The 17,629-nt window shown below is 41.8% G+C and carries 17 protein-coding genes; 12 read left to right on the top strand and 5 right to left on the bottom strand.

Translation table 11 applies throughout. From position 1 onward, the window contains the following. Positions 1–70 precede the first annotated feature (70 nt). Together ACZ5L8_RS14000 and ACZ5L8_RS13995 are read left to right on the top strand one after the other, a co-directional pair. The gene (locus tag ACZ5L8_RS14000) at positions 71–316 is read left to right on the top strand and encodes an AbrB/MazE/SpoVT family DNA-binding domain-containing protein (RefSeq protein ID WP_462600026.1); all 246 of its coding nucleotides are present in this window, start codon (positions 71–73) and stop codon (positions 314–316) included. Next, positions 307–630 (top strand): type II toxin-antitoxin system PemK/MazF family toxin, encoded by a 324-nt coding sequence (locus ACZ5L8_RS13995; protein WP_464438296.1) that lies wholly within the window; start codon positions 307–309, stop codon positions 628–630. Before ACZ5L8_RS14000 ends, ACZ5L8_RS13995 begins: the two co-directional genes overlap by 10 nt. A gap of 75 nt (positions 631–705) precedes the next feature. Here ACZ5L8_RS13995 and ACZ5L8_RS13990 read toward each other — a convergent pair whose 3' ends face one another. The 5 genes from ACZ5L8_RS13990 to ACZ5L8_RS13970 form a co-directional block, all read right to left on the bottom strand. Then, entirely contained in the window at positions 706–3,816 is a 3,111-nt protein-coding gene (locus ACZ5L8_RS13990) for a WD40/YVTN/BNR-like repeat-containing protein (RefSeq protein ID WP_464438295.1), read from the bottom strand. Between the two features lie 53 nt (positions 3,817–3,869). Beyond that, on the bottom strand, positions 3,870–5,216 hold the full coding sequence (locus tag ACZ5L8_RS13985; protein WP_464438294.1) for an MATE family efflux transporter: 1,347 nt from the start codon (positions 5,214–5,216) through the stop codon (positions 3,870–3,872). A 27-nt stretch (positions 5,217–5,243) separates the two neighbouring features. Next, positions 5,244–6,284: a ferrochelatase gene (gene hemH / locus ACZ5L8_RS13980; RefSeq protein WP_464438293.1), complete on the bottom strand. Its 1,041-nt coding sequence runs from the start codon at positions 6,282–6,284 to the stop codon at positions 5,244–5,246. 89 nt (positions 6,285–6,373) lie between these two features. Further along, positions 6,374–7,069, bottom strand: a complete 696-nt coding sequence (locus tag ACZ5L8_RS13975; protein ID WP_464438292.1) for a ThuA domain-containing protein — start codon at positions 7,067–7,069, stop codon at positions 6,374–6,376. Beyond that, a complete protein-coding gene (locus tag ACZ5L8_RS13970) occupies positions 7,066–7,950 on the bottom strand; it encodes a helix-turn-helix domain-containing protein (protein WP_462600032.1) in 885 nt (294 codons plus the stop codon). The genes ACZ5L8_RS13975 and ACZ5L8_RS13970 overlap by 4 nt, the downstream gene beginning before the upstream one ends. A 203-nt stretch (positions 7,951–8,153) precedes the next feature. Here ACZ5L8_RS13970 and hemA point away from each other — a divergent pair, with 203 nt between their 5' ends. From hemA to ACZ5L8_RS13920, 10 genes are all read left to right on the top strand, one after another. After that, positions 8,154–9,413: a glutamyl-tRNA reductase gene (hemA, locus tag ACZ5L8_RS13965; RefSeq protein WP_464438291.1), complete on the top strand. Its 1,260-nt coding sequence runs from the start codon at positions 8,154–8,156 to the stop codon at positions 9,411–9,413. Between the two features lie 3 nt (positions 9,414–9,416). After that, the gene (gene hemC, locus ACZ5L8_RS13960) at positions 9,417–10,334 is read left to right on the top strand and encodes a hydroxymethylbilane synthase (RefSeq protein WP_464438290.1); all 918 of its coding nucleotides are present in this window, start codon (positions 9,417–9,419) and stop codon (positions 10,332–10,334) included. 94 nt (positions 10,335–10,428) lie between these two features. Beyond that, a complete protein-coding gene (locus ACZ5L8_RS13955; RefSeq protein ID WP_464438289.1) occupies positions 10,429–11,568 on the top strand; it encodes a DUF559 domain-containing protein in 1,140 nt (379 codons plus the stop codon). Between the two features lies 1 nt (position 11,569). Beyond that, on the top strand, positions 11,570–12,598 hold the full coding sequence (gene hemE, locus ACZ5L8_RS13950; protein ID WP_464438288.1) for a uroporphyrinogen decarboxylase: 1,029 nt from the start codon (positions 11,570–11,572) through the stop codon (positions 12,596–12,598). A gap of 32 nt (positions 12,599–12,630) precedes the next feature. Next, positions 12,631–13,086, top strand: a complete 456-nt coding sequence (locus ACZ5L8_RS13945; protein WP_464438287.1) for a DUF6973 domain-containing protein — start codon at positions 12,631–12,633, stop codon at positions 13,084–13,086. Next, positions 13,079–13,834, top strand: a complete 756-nt coding sequence (locus ACZ5L8_RS13940) for an EI24 domain-containing protein (RefSeq protein ID WP_464438286.1) — start codon at positions 13,079–13,081, stop codon at positions 13,832–13,834. The genes ACZ5L8_RS13945 and ACZ5L8_RS13940 overlap by 8 nt, the downstream gene beginning before the upstream one ends. Then, entirely contained in the window at positions 13,824–14,726 is a 903-nt protein-coding gene (hemF, locus tag ACZ5L8_RS13935; RefSeq protein WP_464438285.1) for an oxygen-dependent coproporphyrinogen oxidase, read from the top strand. Before ACZ5L8_RS13940 ends, hemF begins: the two co-directional genes overlap by 11 nt. Further along, positions 14,723–15,058 carry a ribonuclease E inhibitor RraB gene (locus ACZ5L8_RS13930; protein WP_462600040.1) on the top strand — a complete coding sequence of 112 codons (336 nt, stop codon included), beginning with the start codon at positions 14,723–14,725 and terminating at the stop codon, positions 15,056–15,058. Before hemF ends, ACZ5L8_RS13930 begins: the two co-directional genes overlap by 4 nt. 62 nt (positions 15,059–15,120) lie before the next feature. Next, the gene (locus ACZ5L8_RS13925) at positions 15,121–16,413 is read left to right on the top strand and encodes an AAA family ATPase (protein ID WP_464438284.1); all 1,293 of its coding nucleotides are present in this window, start codon (positions 15,121–15,123) and stop codon (positions 16,411–16,413) included. After that, entirely contained in the window at positions 16,413–17,624 is a 1,212-nt protein-coding gene (locus tag ACZ5L8_RS13920; protein ID WP_464438283.1) for a tetratricopeptide repeat protein, read from the top strand. The genes ACZ5L8_RS13925 and ACZ5L8_RS13920 overlap by 1 nt, the downstream gene beginning before the upstream one ends. Positions 17,625–17,629 lie beyond the last annotated feature (5 nt).

The following is a 17,629-nucleotide window of genomic DNA, read 5'->3' as shown; positions in this document are numbered from 1 at the left end:
GGATTTTTAGGGGTTTTGGTTTTTGGCTGTAGCTAAAATGTAATAACTTTGTGCGTACAAAATAAAAGTTATGGAAGCTTCTATTATTAAAATAGGTAACTCAAAAGGGTTGCGATTAAGTAAAACAATACTTGAAAAATACAAGATCAAGGATAAAGTTGAGCTTATTTTAGAACAAGGTCAGATCATTTTGCGTCCTATCACTACACCTCGCAGAGACTGGGAAGAACAGTTTAAAACAATGGCAGAAAATGGTGATGATGCTTTGTTAATGGATGACGTTTTTGCAGAAGAAGACTTTGAAGAATGGAACTAGAACAATACACCATTGTCTTAGTGAATCTTGATCCCACCATAGGTAGTGAGATAAAAAAGACACGACCCTGTGTTATCATTTCGCCAAATGAGATGAACAGGTATCTCAAAACGGTGATAGTTGCTCCCATGACTACAAACACAAAGCGCTACCCTACTCGGGTTTCAGTTACTGCAAATGGCAAGAAAGGTATGATCGCCATTGATCAAATTAGAACCATTGACAAGCAGCGAATCGTAAAGGTTTTTGGTTCACTCTCTTCTACTGAGGTTAAAAAATGCAAGCAAGTGCTAAAAGAAACTCTTATAGATTAACGCATAAAAAACCCGCAGATCTATTAGGCTTTCGCCAAAAGCACTGCGGGCAGGTTATGAGAAATTGGGTAATCTTTAATCCTCTTCTTCTACTGAAAGATAGTCTAAGTTAAGCGCATTAAACTCACGATTGAAAGCCTCAACCTCAGCATCTACCAGTTTATCAAACGCCTCAAGATCTTTTGTGATCTGTGCGGTTAATTCATTTTTTACGGCGATGTCTTGATCTGTGGGTCCAAAATCTCCCATACCAACCAGGCTATTTAAGTGCGCCAGTTTATTAGTTGAGCGTATAGGGAAGTTCAATGGATCTTGACCGCTGCGGTTTTGGGTTTGGTACAGTGACTTTTCGATCTCGGCAAACTGCTCTCGCATTTCTTTAGATTTTTCGCGTAAAGGCTTAGTGCGCTCATCATCTTTATACTTTGCTTCAAACTCTTTCAGCTTGCTTTCAAAGCTTCTTATTTTCTTGATGCTTTTGTGCGCACGGTCTACCGTTGCGTTTACATCGTTTATGAATTCAAACTGTGCCTTCCAGCCTTCAGCATCTTCCTCAGAACGTGGATCAGGAATTACGGTATAAGGCTGTGTAAAAGATTTACCATTAACATCAAGGCTTACTTTATACTCTCCAGGGATTTGCATGGGTCCGTCTGTGCTTGCCCACCACAGGATCATTCCTGGTAAGCGCTCTGCACCATCATAGGTCATATCCCAATTGAATTGATTCAGACCACTTTTCGCGCTAAGCGTATTCTCCTTCCCGTGATTAGAATAGGTTTTTATAGTGTCTCCTTTTGCATCATAGTACGTTAAGCTCACTGTGTCTTGTGCCGCATCAAAATCTTCCAGATAGAAATAAGTCATCACACCACCCGGATGATTTGCTCCGCTAGTAAGTGAACCAGATCTACCGCCACCACTCATGCGATACGTATCCATAGGTTTAAAAAGATAGTTCTTTGCATCCTCTGGCATATCGTATAACTGGTGCAGCACTGTAAGATCATCTATGATATAAATACTGCGGCCTTGTGTCGCCACGATAAGATTATTGTCTTTGATCGCAAGATCTGTGATAGGCACGATAGGCAAATTAAGCTGAAACGGCTCCCAGCTATCACCATCATCAAAAGAGATATACATACCGTTCTCTGTACCGGCATACAAAAGACCTTCTTGCGCTGGATCTTCTCTCACAACGCGTGTAAAATGCTCTGCAGGGATACCGTCTGTGATCTTTTCCCAGGTTTTACCATAGTCTGTGGTTTTGTACAGATACGGCGTATAATCGCCTGTTTTATATTTTGTGCCTGCGACGTAGCATGTGCCTTCGTCAAAGTAGCTAGGTTCAATGCTATTGATCATCATCCATTTTGGCATGCCTTTCGGCGTAACGTTCTCCCAATTCTTACCGCCATCACGAGTAACATGGATAAGTCCGTCGTCACTACCGGTCCAAAGCACACCCTCTGTTATCGGACTTTCGTTTGCTGCGAAAATGGTACAGTAGTATTCTACGGAAGTGTTATCCTGAGTGATAGGCCCGCCGGAAGAACCTTGCTTAGATTTATCATCTGTAGTAAGATCTGGGCTGATCACTTCCCAGCTTTGCCCCTCATTTGTGGTAAGATGCACGTGGTTTGAGAACGTGTATAATTTATTTGGATCGTGACGTGAGAACATGATAGGGAAATTCCACTGAAAGCGGTATTTCATATCCTCTGCCCCATGCCCCATTGGGTTATCTGGCCATACAGAAACAGAGCGCACTGTGTTTTTCTCATGGTTCACTCTCGTTAAGAAACCATCGTAACTACCGCCATAAACGATCTCAGGATTTTCTGGATCTACCGCAATATGCGCAGACTCGCCACCGGCGGTTTCTTCCCAGTCATCTTCTGTGATCGCATAACCATCTGTGCGGTGTGAGATCCTTACTGTGCTGTTATCTTGTTGAGCCGCGTAAATTCTATACGGGAAGGCATTATCTGTCGTCAAGCGATAGAACTGCGCAGTAGGTTGATTGTGATATGTGCTCCAATTTGCACCGCCATCATAACTTACCTGCGCACCACCATCATCACCCATGATCATTCTATAAGGATCTTCTGGAGCGATCCACAGGTCGTGGTGGTCACCATGCGGCGCATTAGCCGACTGAAAACTTCTACCGCCATCTGTACTGGTGTGGTATCTTACATTAAGTACATATACTTTGTCTGGATCTTGCGTATCTGCATAAACACGGGTGTAATACCACGCACGTTGACGCAAGTTGCGATCGTCATTAACATGATCCCAAGTGTCGCCACCATCGTCGCTACGGTACAAGCCGCCGTTTGCTTTATTCTCTACCATAGCATACACACGCTGTGAATCTGCTGGTGAAACCGCCACACCAATGATCCCTAAAGTATCAGTAGGAAAACCACTGTTTGCAGAGATCTCTGACCATGTTTCACCGTTGTCTGTACTTTTCCATAATGCAGAACCAGGACCGCCACTACTCAAACTGTATGGCGTGCGGCGCATATTCCAGGTAGAAGCATACAAAACACGAGGATTACTAGGATCTATCACAAGATCAACAGCGCCGGCATCTTCGTTGGCAAAAAGCACTTTCTTCCAGGTTTTACCACCGTCAACGGTTTTATACACTCCGCGATCTTCTGTAGGCTTATAAATATCGCCCAGCACAGCAGCATACGCGATATCTGCATTGTCAGGATGCACACGTATTCTAGGCACATGTCTGCTTTTTTCAAGACCTGCACGTTGCCAGGTTTTACCGGCATCAATAGATTTCCAGATACCATCACCAGAAGAAACATTACCTCTCACGGTTTGCTCTCCTCCACCCACATAGATCACATTATGATCGCTAGGCGCTACCTCAACAGAGCCTATGCTTCCGCCAAAATAACCATCTGTAATATTCTCCCATGTATCGCCGCCATCTTCTGTGCGCCAAACACCACCGCCTGTCGCTCCAAAATAATACAAATACGGCTCACCGGGCACTCCGGTTACAGCGGCACTTCTTCCACCACGGAAGGGACCTATTAATCTGTATTCCAGATTTTCATAAAGAGAAGTATCAAATTCTTGTGCTATTACGCTTTCGGCGAAAGCCAAACACATAAAGAGAATTGCAAAAAATGAATACGAGAAGTTTTGCTTCATTATCACTAGTTTTAGGGATTTCCGCCTAAAAATAATGAAAAAGCCGTTTTGTTTTAAGAATTTTTTAAGGTTTTGCGTATTTCTCTATTTAAAAACCAACCTGTGATTATCGTAGAAAAAAGATCGGCTAGCGGGAAGGAGATCCAAACGCCTAATTCTCCGTAGTATTTTGGCAATATCAACACCAGCGGAATAAAGAAAAATCCTTGTCTTGTGAGCGTTAATAACAATGCTGGCACAGCTTTGCCTATCGCCTGAAAATATGCAGACCCTATCAACTGAATTCCCACCACGGGAATTGCCGCAAACACCCACCGCATGGCAGAGGGTGTTTTTGTCAGGATCTCACTTTCGTCTGTAAAAACAGACACGATCGCCGTGGGAAATGCCATGATCAGAATAAAGATCAATAGCGCCATCACACTTGCATACAAGATCGCCTTGTTAATGCTTTCGCGAACGCGAGATAACTTCTCTGCGCCATAATTGTAACCCGCAATAGGTAGAAAACCTTGTGTCACGCCCAGCACTGGGAACAGCGCAAACATGAGCATGCGCCCTATGATCGCATAGACCGTTACTGAGGTCTCACCGCCCAATTCATAAAGTGTATTATTTATTAAAAGATAAGTTATACTTACCACCGCCTGTCGCGACAAGGTCACAAAGCCCAGCGCACCCATTTCTTTTAGTATTTTGGCTTTAAGCCAAAGGTGTTTTAAGGTGATCTTTAATTCAGAATTCTTGCTTAAAAAGTAGTACAACACATACCCGAAACAGAAAATATAAGAAGCTGTTGTTGCCCAAGCTGCGCCGTACATTCCTAGATCTAGTACATTGATCAAGAGATAATCTAACAATAAATTACTCACCGAAGGAATGATCATTGCGATCATCGCAAATTTAGGATTTCCCTCTGCGCGTATTACTGTATTTCCCATCATGCAGAGCGCAAGAACAGGAACTCCATACAGTACGATCTGGTAATAAACCTTAGCAGGATCAAAGATCTCACCCTTACCACCAAACGCCGGAATGATATCATTTACAAACGTTAGGCCTACGACTACCATCGTAATGGTAAGAATAAGCGTTACAGAGATCTGATTGCCAAAAGTAGATAGCGCCTGCTCCTTGTCTCCCGCTCCCAGAGCACGTGATATAATTGAAGCACCACCTATACCGATCGCCATACCAAGCGCAGCGATAAAAAACGAAACAGGAAGTACAACATTGATCGCAGCGATGGCGATAGAACCTATCCAGTTACCCACAAAGATCGTATCGATCAAAATGTTGAGCGACATCACAAGAATTCCCACAGAGGCGGGCACCGCTTGTTGCACAAGTAATTTACTTATGGGTCTAAAACCCAGCGCATCTGATTTTTTAGGTTCCAAAGGACCTGCTTTTAAAAATTAAAATCGCTAAGCAACAGGAGTTTTTGACTCCACTTTTGCCCAATCATTGATCCAACCAGAAAGTACTTCTGCCCAATCATCACGATCATTTAAACATGGTATGGTCGTAAATTCTGTACCGCCCATCTCATGAAAGATCTCCTCGCCTTCCATAGCGATCTCTTCTAAAGTCTCCAGGCAATCGCTTACAAATGCCGGAGTGACAATAGCCATTTTCTTTGTGCCTTCTTTTCCTAAGCGCTCTATTGTACGGTCTGTATATGGCTTTAACCATGGATCAAAACCTAAACGCGATTGAAATGAAGTAGAGTATGTGCCTTCTTTAAGATTCAATTTTTCAGCGACCTGTTTTGTAGTTTCAAAACACTGGTGGCGATAGCAAAATTGATGTGCGGCAGATGCTGTTGCACAACAAGAACCATCTATTTTACAATGGCTTTTTGTAACATCGCTTTTGCGAATGTGACGCTCTGGCACTCCATGATAGCTGAACAAAAGATGCTCGTAGTCAAGATTTTCAATTTGCTCGTTTATGCTTCGTGAAAGCACCTCGATATATTCTTCCTTATTATAAAATGCAGGAATGTCTGAAAACTGCATATTTGGGAAGTGCTTCCTTCGCAATTCTTCTGCCAGTACAATAATAGTTTCAGTTGTTGCCATGGCAAATTGTGGATACAATGGCACAATTAGCACCTCATCCACACCTTGATCATGCAATTCTTGCAATCCCGTTTTTAGCGAAGGTTTACCGTAACGCATTGCCAGAGAAACCGGCATGTCTACGTGTTGTTTGATTTTCGCCGTAAGGCGCTCAGAAATAACAATAAGCGGCGAACCTTCTTCCCACCAGATCTTAGAATAAGCCTCTGCAGATTTCTTAGGGCGCGTATTAAGCACGATGCCTTTTACAAGAAAAGAACGAAACCAATATGGCACATCGATCACGCGTTCATCCATTAAAAATTCGCCTAAATATCGCTTTACATCCTTAGGGTCTGTGCTATCTGGCGACCCAAGATTTACAAGAAGTACTCCTTTTTTCATGCTGTTCTTTATTCGCTTTCAAATTTACAACTACCAATGCGTACGAAACACACGCTCACAATAATCTTTCTTGATGAAACAATAATCTTTTATTTAAGCAACCATAGCATCACATCTTCCAGATGTTGTCTAAAACCGGGTTCGTCATACGATTCTTCTGTATGGCCGCCGCCGGTGTAGTACATCAAACCATCGCCCACTTCTTGAAACCACGCGTGCGGATGATTCTCTCCATTCTCACCGCCCTCGTAGGATGACTCATCTAGCGAGAGTGTTACGGTAACCTCAGGATTCAAATTGTAGAAATTGTACCACTCGTCAAAACGTTGCATCGTTTCTGGGAAGGCTTTTACCGTTTCATGCGCCGTAGTTTTATGGATCGTGGCGTTTTGCTGCTTCGGGTGACTTTTAAAATATCCCCCTATGAATTTCCCAAACCATTCCCATTCAAACTCTGTGTCAGATGCGGCATGAATGCCAAAGAACCTTCCGCCGTTTTCCATGTAGTTTTTAAAGGCTTTTTCTTGGCTTTCGCCAAAAATATCACCCGTTGTATTCAAGAAGATCAGAAGATCGATCTTGTCGAGATTCTTTTTGGTGAAAACCAAAGAATCCTCAGAATGTGTAATGTTCCAATTATGCTTTGCTCCTATTTCTTTAAAGGTTTGCACGCCTTTTTCAATAGAAGAATGCCTGAAACCATTTGTTTTAGTAAAAATCAAAACCTCTTGCTGCGCTTGTAAAACAGAGCAAAAAAACAACGCTAAAATAAGTGTGAATCTCATGCGAGTGATTGTATGTATTTTTTTGGTGTGGTGCCAAATTGCTTCTTAAACGCCGAAATAAAATGACTCGCTGTGCTGTAACCCACACGCAATCCCACTTCGTTTACATTATGCGAACCAGAAGCTAATAATTGGCGTGCGACTTCCATTTTGTAATCAAACAAAAAGCTGTACACCGAGTCGCCATAAATCTGTTTAAAACCTTCCTTAAGTTTGTTAAGGCTCAATCCCACTTCTTCTGAAAGTTCCTGTAAAGTAGGCGGCTCAGCCATGCGCGCAAGAATGATCTCTTTTGCTTTTTTTATCTTGATAACGTTCTCTTCATCAACCAGAAATGGGCATTGTTCCACATCAACATCTGTAGGCCGGTTAAAGTATAAACTCAGCAGTTCGTATGCTTTTCCTTTAAAATAAAGCGGCTTGATGCTGGGATGTAAATTGAAATTTATAAGCTGATTCAGCACGATCGCCATACTTGGCGTCAGGCTACCGTCTTTATAATATTTTCGGTTTTTGTTCTCGTCGCTCAAGAAGGTGATATAGTTCGCTTCACGCGAAAACAACGAGTGGAACTTTTTGATGGAAATCAAAATAGAGATCACCCAAGAATCTGTGTTCACATCAAGATTCATGGGCAAATCCCGCTGCGGATTGTACAGCAATAATGAGTTTTCTTCCTGCAGAGGCAGTTTATAATTGCCATCATTAAAATTAAAAACGGCAGAACCCTTCGCACAAAAATGAAACTGAATGAAATTGCTATTTACCTCGCGCGTAACTCGCTGAGGTTCCTGCGATTCATTATTAAATTTAAGCACCGAAAAACCTTCCTCGATCTCCGTTTCTTCATACAGGCTTAGGGCGTTATTTTTAGTTTCCATAGCTTCTTAAATTTTCTTAATTATTTAGAACATTTCTAAACAACTTGAATAACCTATAACGTAATATTCCCACTAAAATAGCTTATTCTGGGCATTTTAATGCCTCTGGCGTTGTTTTTATTCTCATGCCGACACAATTCGTGCTTCTAGCGTTATTTTTTTAAAAATCCTCCACATACTTTTGCACCCGTTGACAATTTGGTATGAGCGTCAAACCCTATTTTTATCCTTCCTACCCAGGAAATTTTTATGCCATAGGCCTTAGTTATCTTAAAGCAGATGCTGAGGTGCGTGGTCATTTTAGTATAGATTCTTCTACACAGATCAACATTCTTGAGCAGGCAAAACGAGATGGTCTTGAGGGACTTTCTATCATTTCTACCTGCAACCGCACAGAGATTTATGGTTTTGCAAAAGATGCTGGTGACCTCATCGATCTACTTTGTGTTCACACACAAGGAACTCGTGAGGAATTTGAAAAAGTAGCCTATATCTATAAAAATGAAGCTGCAGTTGACCATCTTTTTAAAGTGGGAACAGGTCTTGACAGCCAGATTTTAGGTGATTTTGAAATTATCAGTCAGTTAAAAAGTGGCTTCAAGCGTGCAAAGAAACTCAACCTTGTCAACCCATTTATGGAGCGTTTAATAAACGCTGTGATCCAGGCGAGCAAACACATCAAGAGCAAAACAAATATTTCAAGCGGAGCGACTTCAGTAAGTTTTGCCTCTGTGCAATATATTTTGGCCCGCGTGCCATTTATTTCTGAAAAGAATATTTTGCTTTTTGGCACCGGAAAAATAGGTCGCAATACATGCGAAAATCTTGTAAAGCACACCCAGAACGACCACATCGTTTTGATAAACCGCACAAAGGATAAAGCTGAAAAGATCGCTGGGAAATTTAATCTCGTGGTTAAAGATTATGCGAATATTCAAGCTGAAATCGCAAATGCAGATATCTTGATCGTCGCAACGGGAGCAAGTAAACCCACAATTTCTAAGGAGTTGCTTTACCTTAAAAAACCGCTGTTGATCCTAGACCTTTCTATCCCTAAAAATGTGGATGAAAATGTCCAGGAAATTGAGGGTGTATCGCTGGTTCATCTTGACCAACTTTCTAAAATGACTGATGAAACCCTAAACCGTCGCAAGGAGCAAGTTCCGCAGGCGCTGGGTATCATCAAAGAAATACAAAGCGAATTTTACGAGTGGTTAGAAACCCGAAAATTTGCTCCTACCATTAAAGCTTTAAAGAATAAACTTGTTGACCTTAAGGAAGGTGAACTTGATTTTCAGCGTAAGAAAATTGCAAACTTCAATGAAGAGCAGGCTGAGATCATAAGCAACCGTATTATTCATAAAATCACAACACAATTTGCCAGTCATTTAAAATCTGAAAATGGTTCACAGGCCGCTAGCCTTGAACTCATTCAGAAGGTTTTTAAACTGGAAAATCACTAGCCCTTGACAAAGACCATCCGCATAGGCACACGCGACAGCGAACTTGCCCTTTGGCAGGCCAATACCGTAAAAAATAAGCTAGAAGATCTTGGTTACAAAACTGAGCTTATCCCGGTAAAATCTACGGGCGACCTTATTCTGGACCAGCCGCTTTATGAGTTGGGCATCACAGGTATTTTCACAAAAACGCTTGATGTCGCCATGATCAAAGGCGAGGTTGACATCGCCGTGCACAGCATGAAAGATGTTCCCACACTTTTACCCAATGGTATCGTGCAAGCTGCCGTTTTAGAACGCGCTGCTGTGAAGGATATTTTAGTGCATAAAAGTGACGATCTTCATACAGATTTGACTAAGCCAAAAACCATTGCAACCGGTAGCCTTCGCCGCAAGGCACAATGGCTGCATCGCTATGAAAATCACAATGTGGTTGACTTGCGTGGCAATGTAAATACGCGCATGCAGAAGTTACAAGACAGCGATTGGTTAGGGGCGATTTTCGCGCAAGCGGGATTAGAACGCATCAACATTAAACCAGAAAATCATATTGAGCTAGACTGGATGATCCCAGCGCCGGCACAAGGTGCGATGGTAATCGCCGCGATGGAGAATGATGATTTTTGTAAGGAGGCTTGCGCCAAATTGAACGATGAACAGTCAGAGATCTGCACGCAAATAGAACGTGAATTTCTAAGAACGTTAGAAGGCGGTTGTACTGCGCCAATAGGAGCTTTAGCCACGGTTGAAGGTGATGAGATAAGATTTATTGGGGCGTTGTTTAGTTTAGATGGTAAAACAAAGATCGAACTTGAACGAACCGTGCGTTTCAAAGGTCATGAAGGTTTTGGTAAGGCTTGCGCCAAAGAGATTTTAGCAGATGGAGGAGCTGAACTGATGCAGAAAATAAAAGAACAATTATAAACCTCCCCTCTTCCCTTTGGGAGAGGGGTCGGGGTTGAGGGAAGTATTGTCTTTCACCTCTCCCTAACCCTCTCCTCAAGGAGAGGGAACATAAATGAAAATCTCAAAAACAAATATCGCAAGGCAATTAAGGCAGGAACAAACCGAAGCCGAAAAATTGCTATGGGACTTTTTGAGAAACAGAAAGGTTGAAAATCTTAAATTTAGAAGACAACATCCTCTCAAAGATTATATTGTAGATTTTTACTGTCATGAACTTATGCTTGTTATAGAATTAGATGGCGGTTATCACAATAAAGCCGAACAAAAATTGAAGGATGAACAACGCGATTTTCATTTAGAATTTTTGGGATACATAGTTCTTAGGTATAAAAATGAAATAGTTACAGTGAATCCTAAAAGAATATTTGAGGATATAACAAAAGTAAAACAGCATAGGGCTATAAATCCTATAAAAAAATACGACAACCAATCTCCCCTCTCCGGCGGGAGAGGGGCTGGGGGTGAGGAGAAAAAAGAACCTAAAAACTCAAATCATAAAATTCCTTCTTCCTCTATAAAAAGAGCAGACGGAGGTGATGTAACTTCTAGCACGATCCTATCCACAAAAACATTGAGCCTGGCTCAAAAAAACCTCATCCTGAATGCAGGAGTTGGCTTTGTGGAATATGATGCTATTAAAATAGTTTTCGGGCAGTTTGAAATGCCGCGCAGCATCACAAATGCCATTTTCACCAGCCAGAATGCGGTGCGCGTGATAAATTTTGGCGAAAGCCAGATAAAAAACTGTTTTTGTGTGGGTGAAAAGACCGCTGAGCTTTTAAAGCAGAAAGGTCAAAATGTGATTAAAATCGCTCAAAACGCCTCAGATTTAGGTGAATTTATAGCAGAAAATTACAAAAACGAACGTTTCTACTTTTTCTCAGGAAACAAACGCAGAGACGAACTTCCTGTGATCTTAAAAGAAAATAATATGGATTTGACCGAGATCTCAGTTTATGAGACAAAGTTGAATTACAAGAAATTTGAACAGGATTTTGATGCGATTTTATTCTTTAGCCCTAGCGGTGTTGAAGCATTTACACATCATAATCCCATAGAGGATAAACTTGCGGTTTGCATTGGCGAGACCACTGCTGCCCAGGCCAAAAAACATGCACTTAATATCGCTGTGGCAAACAGCACCAGCATTGAAAGTGTGATTGCAAAGGCCGTGAAAAAACTAGCCAAATAACATGATAAAAAACGACTTGTTTTTAAGAGCCTTAAAGGGCGAAACCGTTGAGCGGCCACCGGTGTGGATGATGCGTCAAGCTGGGCGCTACCTGCCAGAATTTATGGAGCTCAAGGATAAATATGACTTCTTCACACGTTGTCAAACTCCAGAACTTGCGAGCGAAATCACCGTGCAACCTATTCGCAGATATGGGATGGACGCGGCGATATTGTTCAGTGATATTCTAGTGATTCCACAGGCGATGAATATTGACGTAGAAATGCGTCCGGGTGTTGGTCCTTGGTTGCCAGAGCCTATTCAAAAGCCAGAGGATCTAGAACGTGTTATCGTGCCAGATATCAATGACACACTGGGTTATGTGATGGATGCCATAAAGATCACAAAAGAGAAACTTAACGACGAGATTCCGTTGATAGGTTTTGCAGGTAGCCCATGGACGATTTTATGTTATTGCGTTCAAGGTCAGGGTTCTAAAAACTTTGATAAAGCAAAAGGTTTCTGCTTCACTCAACCAGAAGCTGCGCATCAATTGCTTCAAAAAATCACAGACACCACCATTCTTTATCTTAAAGAAAAGGTGAAAAACGGTGTGAATGCCGTGCAGGTTTTTGACAGTTGGGGCGGTATGCTTTCGCCAGTAGATTATCAAGAATTTAGCTGGCAGTACATTCAGCAGATCATTGATGCGTTGAAGGATGAGATTCCTGTAATCGCCTTTGGTAAAGGTTGCTGGTTCGCTCTAGGCGAAATGGCAAAAAGTGGCGCTTCTGCCCTAGGTGTAGACTGGACGTGCAGTGCAAGAAATGCCCGTTACCTAACTGGCGGAAACATCACTTTGCAAGGAAACTTTGACCCGTCGCGCTTGCTTTCGCCACCGAGCGAAATAAAAAGAATGGTGAAGCAAATGATTGATGAATTTGGCAAAGACAAGTACATCGTGAACTTGGGACACGGTATTTTACCTAATATCCCGATTGAAAATGCGGGTGCGTTTATTGAGGCTGTAAAAGAATATAAGCAAGACTGATGAAGGTCTGGTCGCGGTTAAAAACCATGAATTTGTCGCAACTATTTAAGTTGGCAAAGGTTTTTATTCAGCGGCCGCAATACATCAATTTGACGCTTAAAGCCTCCCGAAAAGTGATGACGATCGCTTCCCGGGAATATGGCAAAAAGCATCATGGCAATAATCCGGCAAATGCCTTTAGACATGCGCTTTGGGTAACGCTTATCGCACAAGGCGTGTATCGCAAAAAAAAGGATTTGGCTGCAGCCAAAAACTGGGCGAAAAAAGTAACCGATTTGCACGAAGATATTGCTGTAAATAAGCCGCTTGAACGTGCGATGGATTTGCATAACAACAAGATAGGTTTGCAGCATTTTGACGCGATTTTTGACAAAAACGAGCAAGAAACGGTTGATTTCTTAAAGAAAACAACTGAAAATGCACAAAAAATCAAAAACCCGGAAGACACAAAAAACCACCCAAAAGAATTTGTTTTTATAGATGATTAGCAACATTGTAAAAGGACTGGCAGCATACAAAGACTCATTTTCCCTTATCGGGAAATTGGGGTTGTGGAAGTACTTTGCCGTGCCCATGCTAATTAGTTTTTTGACGGCGGTTTTGATTGGGTTTTCAGCTTGGGGATTATCTGATAATCTGGGCGCATGGATCGCAAAAATCTGGTTTTGGGATTGGGGCGCAGAAACCTTTAGAACCATCAGCAACTGGATAGGCGCAATCGCGATTATCGCGCTGGGATTAATTTTATACAAACACATCGTGATGGCACTTTCTGCGCCGTTTATGAGTCCGGTGTCTGAAAAAATTGAGGCGTATTTATACGATGGTGTTCATCAACATCGCGATACGACAAACTTGGGCCAACTGTGGCGCGGCACGAGAATTAACGTGCGAAACCTTGTTTATGAGTTGCTATTTTCAATTCCTATTTTACTTCTGGGATTGATTCCTGTGGTGAATATTTTCACGTCTATTTTGCTCTTTCTTGTGCAAGCATACTACGCCGGTTTCGGGAATATGGATTACACGCTCGAGCGTCATTTTCGCTATAGCGAAAGCATAAAATTTGTAAAGCAAAACCGCGGTTTTGCAATAGGAAACGGCATTGTTTTTATGCTGTTTTTGCTCATTCCCGTGCTGGGAATTATTTTGGTTTTGCCCATTTCGGTAACTGCGGCGAGCAAGACCACTTTAGATATTTTGAACAAAGAAAAACAGGTCACGCATGCGAGATAAGTTTGTAAACTATATAGAAAACTTACAAGACAAAATCACCGAAACCCTTGAGAATATTGATGGTGAGGCTAAATTTCATCAAGATTTATGGGAGCGCCCAGAGGGTGGCGGTGGCCGTACGCGCGTGATTGAAAATGGAGCTGTTTTTGAAAAAGGCGGCGTGAATATTTCTAAAGTTCACGGTGCGCTTGCTCCAGCGATGCAGCAGTATTTTAAAGTGGGTGATGTAGATTTCTTTGCCTGTGGATTGAGTCTGGTTCTGCATCCTAAAAATCCATACGCGCCCACCGTGCATGCAAACTGGCGTTATTTTGAGATGTTTGAAAAAGACGGTACGCTGGTCGATAGTTGGTTTGGTGGCGGGCAAGATTTGACGCCATATTATCTTTTTGAAGAAGATGCCAAGCATTTTCATAAAGTTTCAAAAGCGGCTTGTGATGCGCATGACACGAAATTCTATCCTGAATACAAGAAAAAGTGCGATGAGTATTTTCACAATGCGCATCGTGGTGAAGCACGAGGAATAGGCGGACTGTTTTTTGACTATCTTAAAGCCTCCGAAACTCAAAGCATGCAAGATTGGTACAACTTTGTGACCCAGGTGGGCAACAGCTTTTTAAATGCATATGTTCCCATCATTGAGCGCAGAAAGGATTTACCTTACGGCGAAAAGGAGCGCAACTGGCAAGAAGTGCGCCGCGGTCGTTATGTAGAGTTTAATCTTGTGCATGATAAGGGGACCCTTTTTGGGTTGAAAACAAACGGAAGGATTGAAAGTATCCTGATGAGTTTACCGCCGGTCGTGCAATGGAAATATGACCATCATCCTGAGCCAGGAAGCGAAGAAGAAAAGTTAGTTGAAGTACTGAAAAACCCAAAAGACTGGGCATGAACAAGCAATTCTTTAAAAAATTAAATGCCACGCTTTTTAAGCTTTTAAAGAAAAGCGGCGATCCGCTTACAGAGAAGCGAGAGTTTACGCATTGGTTCTATTTTGAGAAGCAAGAAGACCTTGAAAAAATGGAGCAATATGCCTATGACATCGGTTTTCACACGGTGAAAAAGGAAAAGGCTAAGCTGATAGGCAAAGACCTTTTGCTCGTTATGGGCATAGAAGAAAAGCCTAACCTCGCCCGCATAGATTTTGATTACATGGAGTTCTATAAAAAAGCCGCAGAATACAACGGAAAATATGACGGCTGGGAGACTTCTTTAGAGAATTAGATTCCTAATTTTCCTGAACTTGTTGCATTAAAATATTTATCTTCATCTTTTTACAAAAAATAATGTTAGAAAGTTTACTAGAAGCCCTACAGTTTTCCCCGGATAATATTCCCTTACGTTTACAAATCGCAAAATTATACCTGCAGGAAGGCAATGCCAGTGAGGCAGAAAAGCACTTGCTTTTTATAATAGACAAACAGCCACAAAACTTAGAAGGTAAATATGAGCTGGCTAAATGTTTCTATAAAGAACAAAAATATTCAGCGGCCGAGATTCTCCTAGAAGAAATCCTAGAGAAAGAAAGGTCTGAAAAAGCACTAGAATTAATCTGTTATTGTCACATTCATCAAGAGAATCTTTTTGCCGCTCAAGAAGCATATAAAGAGCTTCTAGAATTAGACCCAAAATATACCAACGAATATTTTAATGAAAGACTAAAGGGTGCTGTTACGCAAGACCAAGAATTTACAGATGAAGACGCTTTAAAATTCATGGAAAAACCTGAAGTAGGTTTTGCTGATGTGGGCGGCATGGATGATGTAAAAAAGGAAATTGACCTTAAGATCATCAAACCTTTACTTCATAAGGATATTTACAAAGCTTACGGAAAGAAAATAGGTGGAGGTATCTTGCTATATGGCCCTCCCGGATGCGGAAAAACACATTTGGCGAAAGCCACAGCGGGAGAAATCAATGCCGATTTTATAAACGTAGGCATTAATGACATCCTAGACATGTGGATAGGAAGTTCAGAACGCAATCTTCATGAAATTTTTGAAGTTGCCCGCGCTAACAAACCGTGTGTGATTTTTATTGATGAAATTGACGCACTAGGCGCAAACCGTAACGATATGAACAAAACTGCCGGCAGAACGGTTATCAATCAGTTCTTGGCAGAATTAGATGGTATAAACTCAGATAATGATGGTATTTTAGTGCTGGGTGCCACTAATGCCCCTTGGCATTTAGACCCGGCATTTAGACGTCCCGGTCGTTTTGACAGGATAATATTTGTAGCGCCACCAGATGCTGAAGCTCGCGAAGCGATTTTTAAAATCCATCTTTCTAAAAAGCCAAATGAAGGTATAGACTATACCGCACTTGGCAAGGCTAGCAAAGACCTATCTGGTGCAGATATTCAGGCGGTGATTGACGTCGCCATTGAGGAAAAGCTAGAGCAATCCTTCGCTGCTGGTGTTCCCACGCCTTTAAAAACTAAAGACGTTTTAAAAGCCATAAAACGCGTCAAGGCAAGTACAAAAGAGTGGTTCGCTTCCGCGAAAAACTATGCGCTATATGCTAACGATGCCGGACTTTATGATGATGTTTTATCTTATCTAAAAATCAAGAAGTAATGGCAGACTCTATTCAGCGTGGCATCGCATTATTTGATCTTGGGCGTTATAAGGATGCTTTGAAGGAATTTGGCGAAAGCCCAGAAAATCCTACTGCGCAACGCTACATGATGTACAGTTTGTACAATCTGGAGCGTTATAACGAGTCTGAGGCGATGGCAAATAGTTTGCTTGCCCAAGACCCAAGTGACCCTGATATTTTCTTTTTAAAAGCACGAATTGAGAAGCAGCATGATAACGATAATGCCGCGCTTGAATATCTTAATGAAGCAATCTCCATCTATCCTGAAGATGCAGATTATTTTGGTCTTAAAGCTGCCATCTTACTTGATAAGAAAAAGTATGATGATGCTCTGGGTTTTGCAAATCATGGTCTTTCGCTTGACGCTAAAAACAGATTTTGCATCAATTTACGGGCACAGATTCTCACAAAGCTCAACCGTAAGGAGGAAGCAGGCGAAACTGTAGAATATATTCTCTATGATAACCCAGAGGACAGTTACTCGCATGCCAATGTAGGCTGGGTGGCACTAGAACATGGTGATCACAAAAAGGCGATAGAGCATTTTAGACAAGCGCTGATGTTAAATCCTACAATGGATTATGCGCGTAGCGGTATGAGTACTGCGCTCAAGGCGAAAAATTTTCTTTACAGATGGCATTTAAAATATGCTTTCTGGATAAGTAAGCAAAGTGGCAAAAACCAGTGGATTTTTATAATTGGTCTTTATGTGGGTTACCGCCTTGCAGTAAGTGCGCTGGGTGCTGCCGGGCTCACATATCTTGCCGCACCATTAATTATTGTGTACCTTCTTTTTGCATTGGGTGGATGGATGATCAATCCTATTTCAAATGCCATCTTAATGCTTGATAAAAACGGTAAGTTTCTTCTTGACAAGAACGAAAAGACCAGCGGTCTTACAATTTTTGGTCTTTTCTTAACCGCTATTTTATGCGGCACGGCGTTTTACGCAACTTCATTTGCAATTTTTGGTACAATAGGTTTTGCTTCGCTCTGCGCTATGGTACCTTTGCCCAACTCATTTTTGCGAGAGGAAAAAAAGAGCAGATTTTTTGCTATGATCTACGGAGCATTAATGCTATGCGTTGGTGTTTTTGGCCTTTTTGTCGTGCCTGAACTAGGCTCAATAATTTTGGCAGTTCTGTTTATGTTAGTCGCTTTTACGTGGCTTGATAATTTTATAAAATAACTACG

It is taken from the genome of Leeuwenhoekiella obamensis, from assembly GCF_055391795.1.
Note: the sequence above shows the minus strand (reverse complement) of the source record. Positions and strands in the feature narration are given on the sequence as shown.

Coding starts and splice junctions, on each gene's coding strand:
- ACZ5L8_RS13970 (WP_462600032.1), bottom strand. CDS start 7,950: ATGGAAACTAAAAATAACGCCCTAAGCCTGTATGAAGAAACGGAGATC.
- ACZ5L8_RS13930 (WP_462600040.1), top strand. CDS start 14,723: ATGAACAAGCAATTCTTTAAAAAATTAAATGCCACGCTTTTTAAGCTT.
- hemH (WP_464438293.1), bottom strand. CDS start 6,284: ATGAAAAAAGGAGTACTTCTTGTAAATCTTGGGTCGCCAGATAGCACA.
- hemE (WP_464438288.1), top strand. CDS start 11,570: ATGATAAAAAACGACTTGTTTTTAAGAGCCTTAAAGGGCGAAACCGTT.
- ACZ5L8_RS13940 (WP_464438286.1), top strand. CDS start 13,079: ATGATTAGCAACATTGTAAAAGGACTGGCAGCATACAAAGACTCATTT.
- ACZ5L8_RS14000 (WP_462600026.1), top strand. CDS start 71: ATGGAAGCTTCTATTATTAAAATAGGTAACTCAAAAGGGTTGCGATTA.
- ACZ5L8_RS13955 (WP_464438289.1), top strand. CDS start 10,429: ATGAAAATCTCAAAAACAAATATCGCAAGGCAATTAAGGCAGGAACAA.
- ACZ5L8_RS13920 (WP_464438283.1), top strand. CDS start 16,413: ATGGCAGACTCTATTCAGCGTGGCATCGCATTATTTGATCTTGGGCGT.
- hemA (WP_464438291.1), top strand. CDS start 8,154: ATGAGCGTCAAACCCTATTTTTATCCTTCCTACCCAGGAAATTTTTAT.
- ACZ5L8_RS13925 (WP_464438284.1), top strand. CDS start 15,121: ATGTTAGAAAGTTTACTAGAAGCCCTACAGTTTTCCCCGGATAATATT.
- hemF (WP_464438285.1), top strand. CDS start 13,824: ATGCGAGATAAGTTTGTAAACTATATAGAAAACTTACAAGACAAAATC.
- ACZ5L8_RS13990 (WP_464438295.1), bottom strand. CDS start 3,816: ATGAAGCAAAACTTCTCGTATTCATTTTTTGCAATTCTCTTTATGTGT.
- ACZ5L8_RS13995 (WP_464438296.1), top strand. CDS start 307: ATGGAACTAGAACAATACACCATTGTCTTAGTGAATCTTGATCCCACC.
- ACZ5L8_RS13975 (WP_464438292.1), bottom strand. CDS start 7,069: ATGAGATTCACACTTATTTTAGCGTTGTTTTTTTGCTCTGTTTTACAA.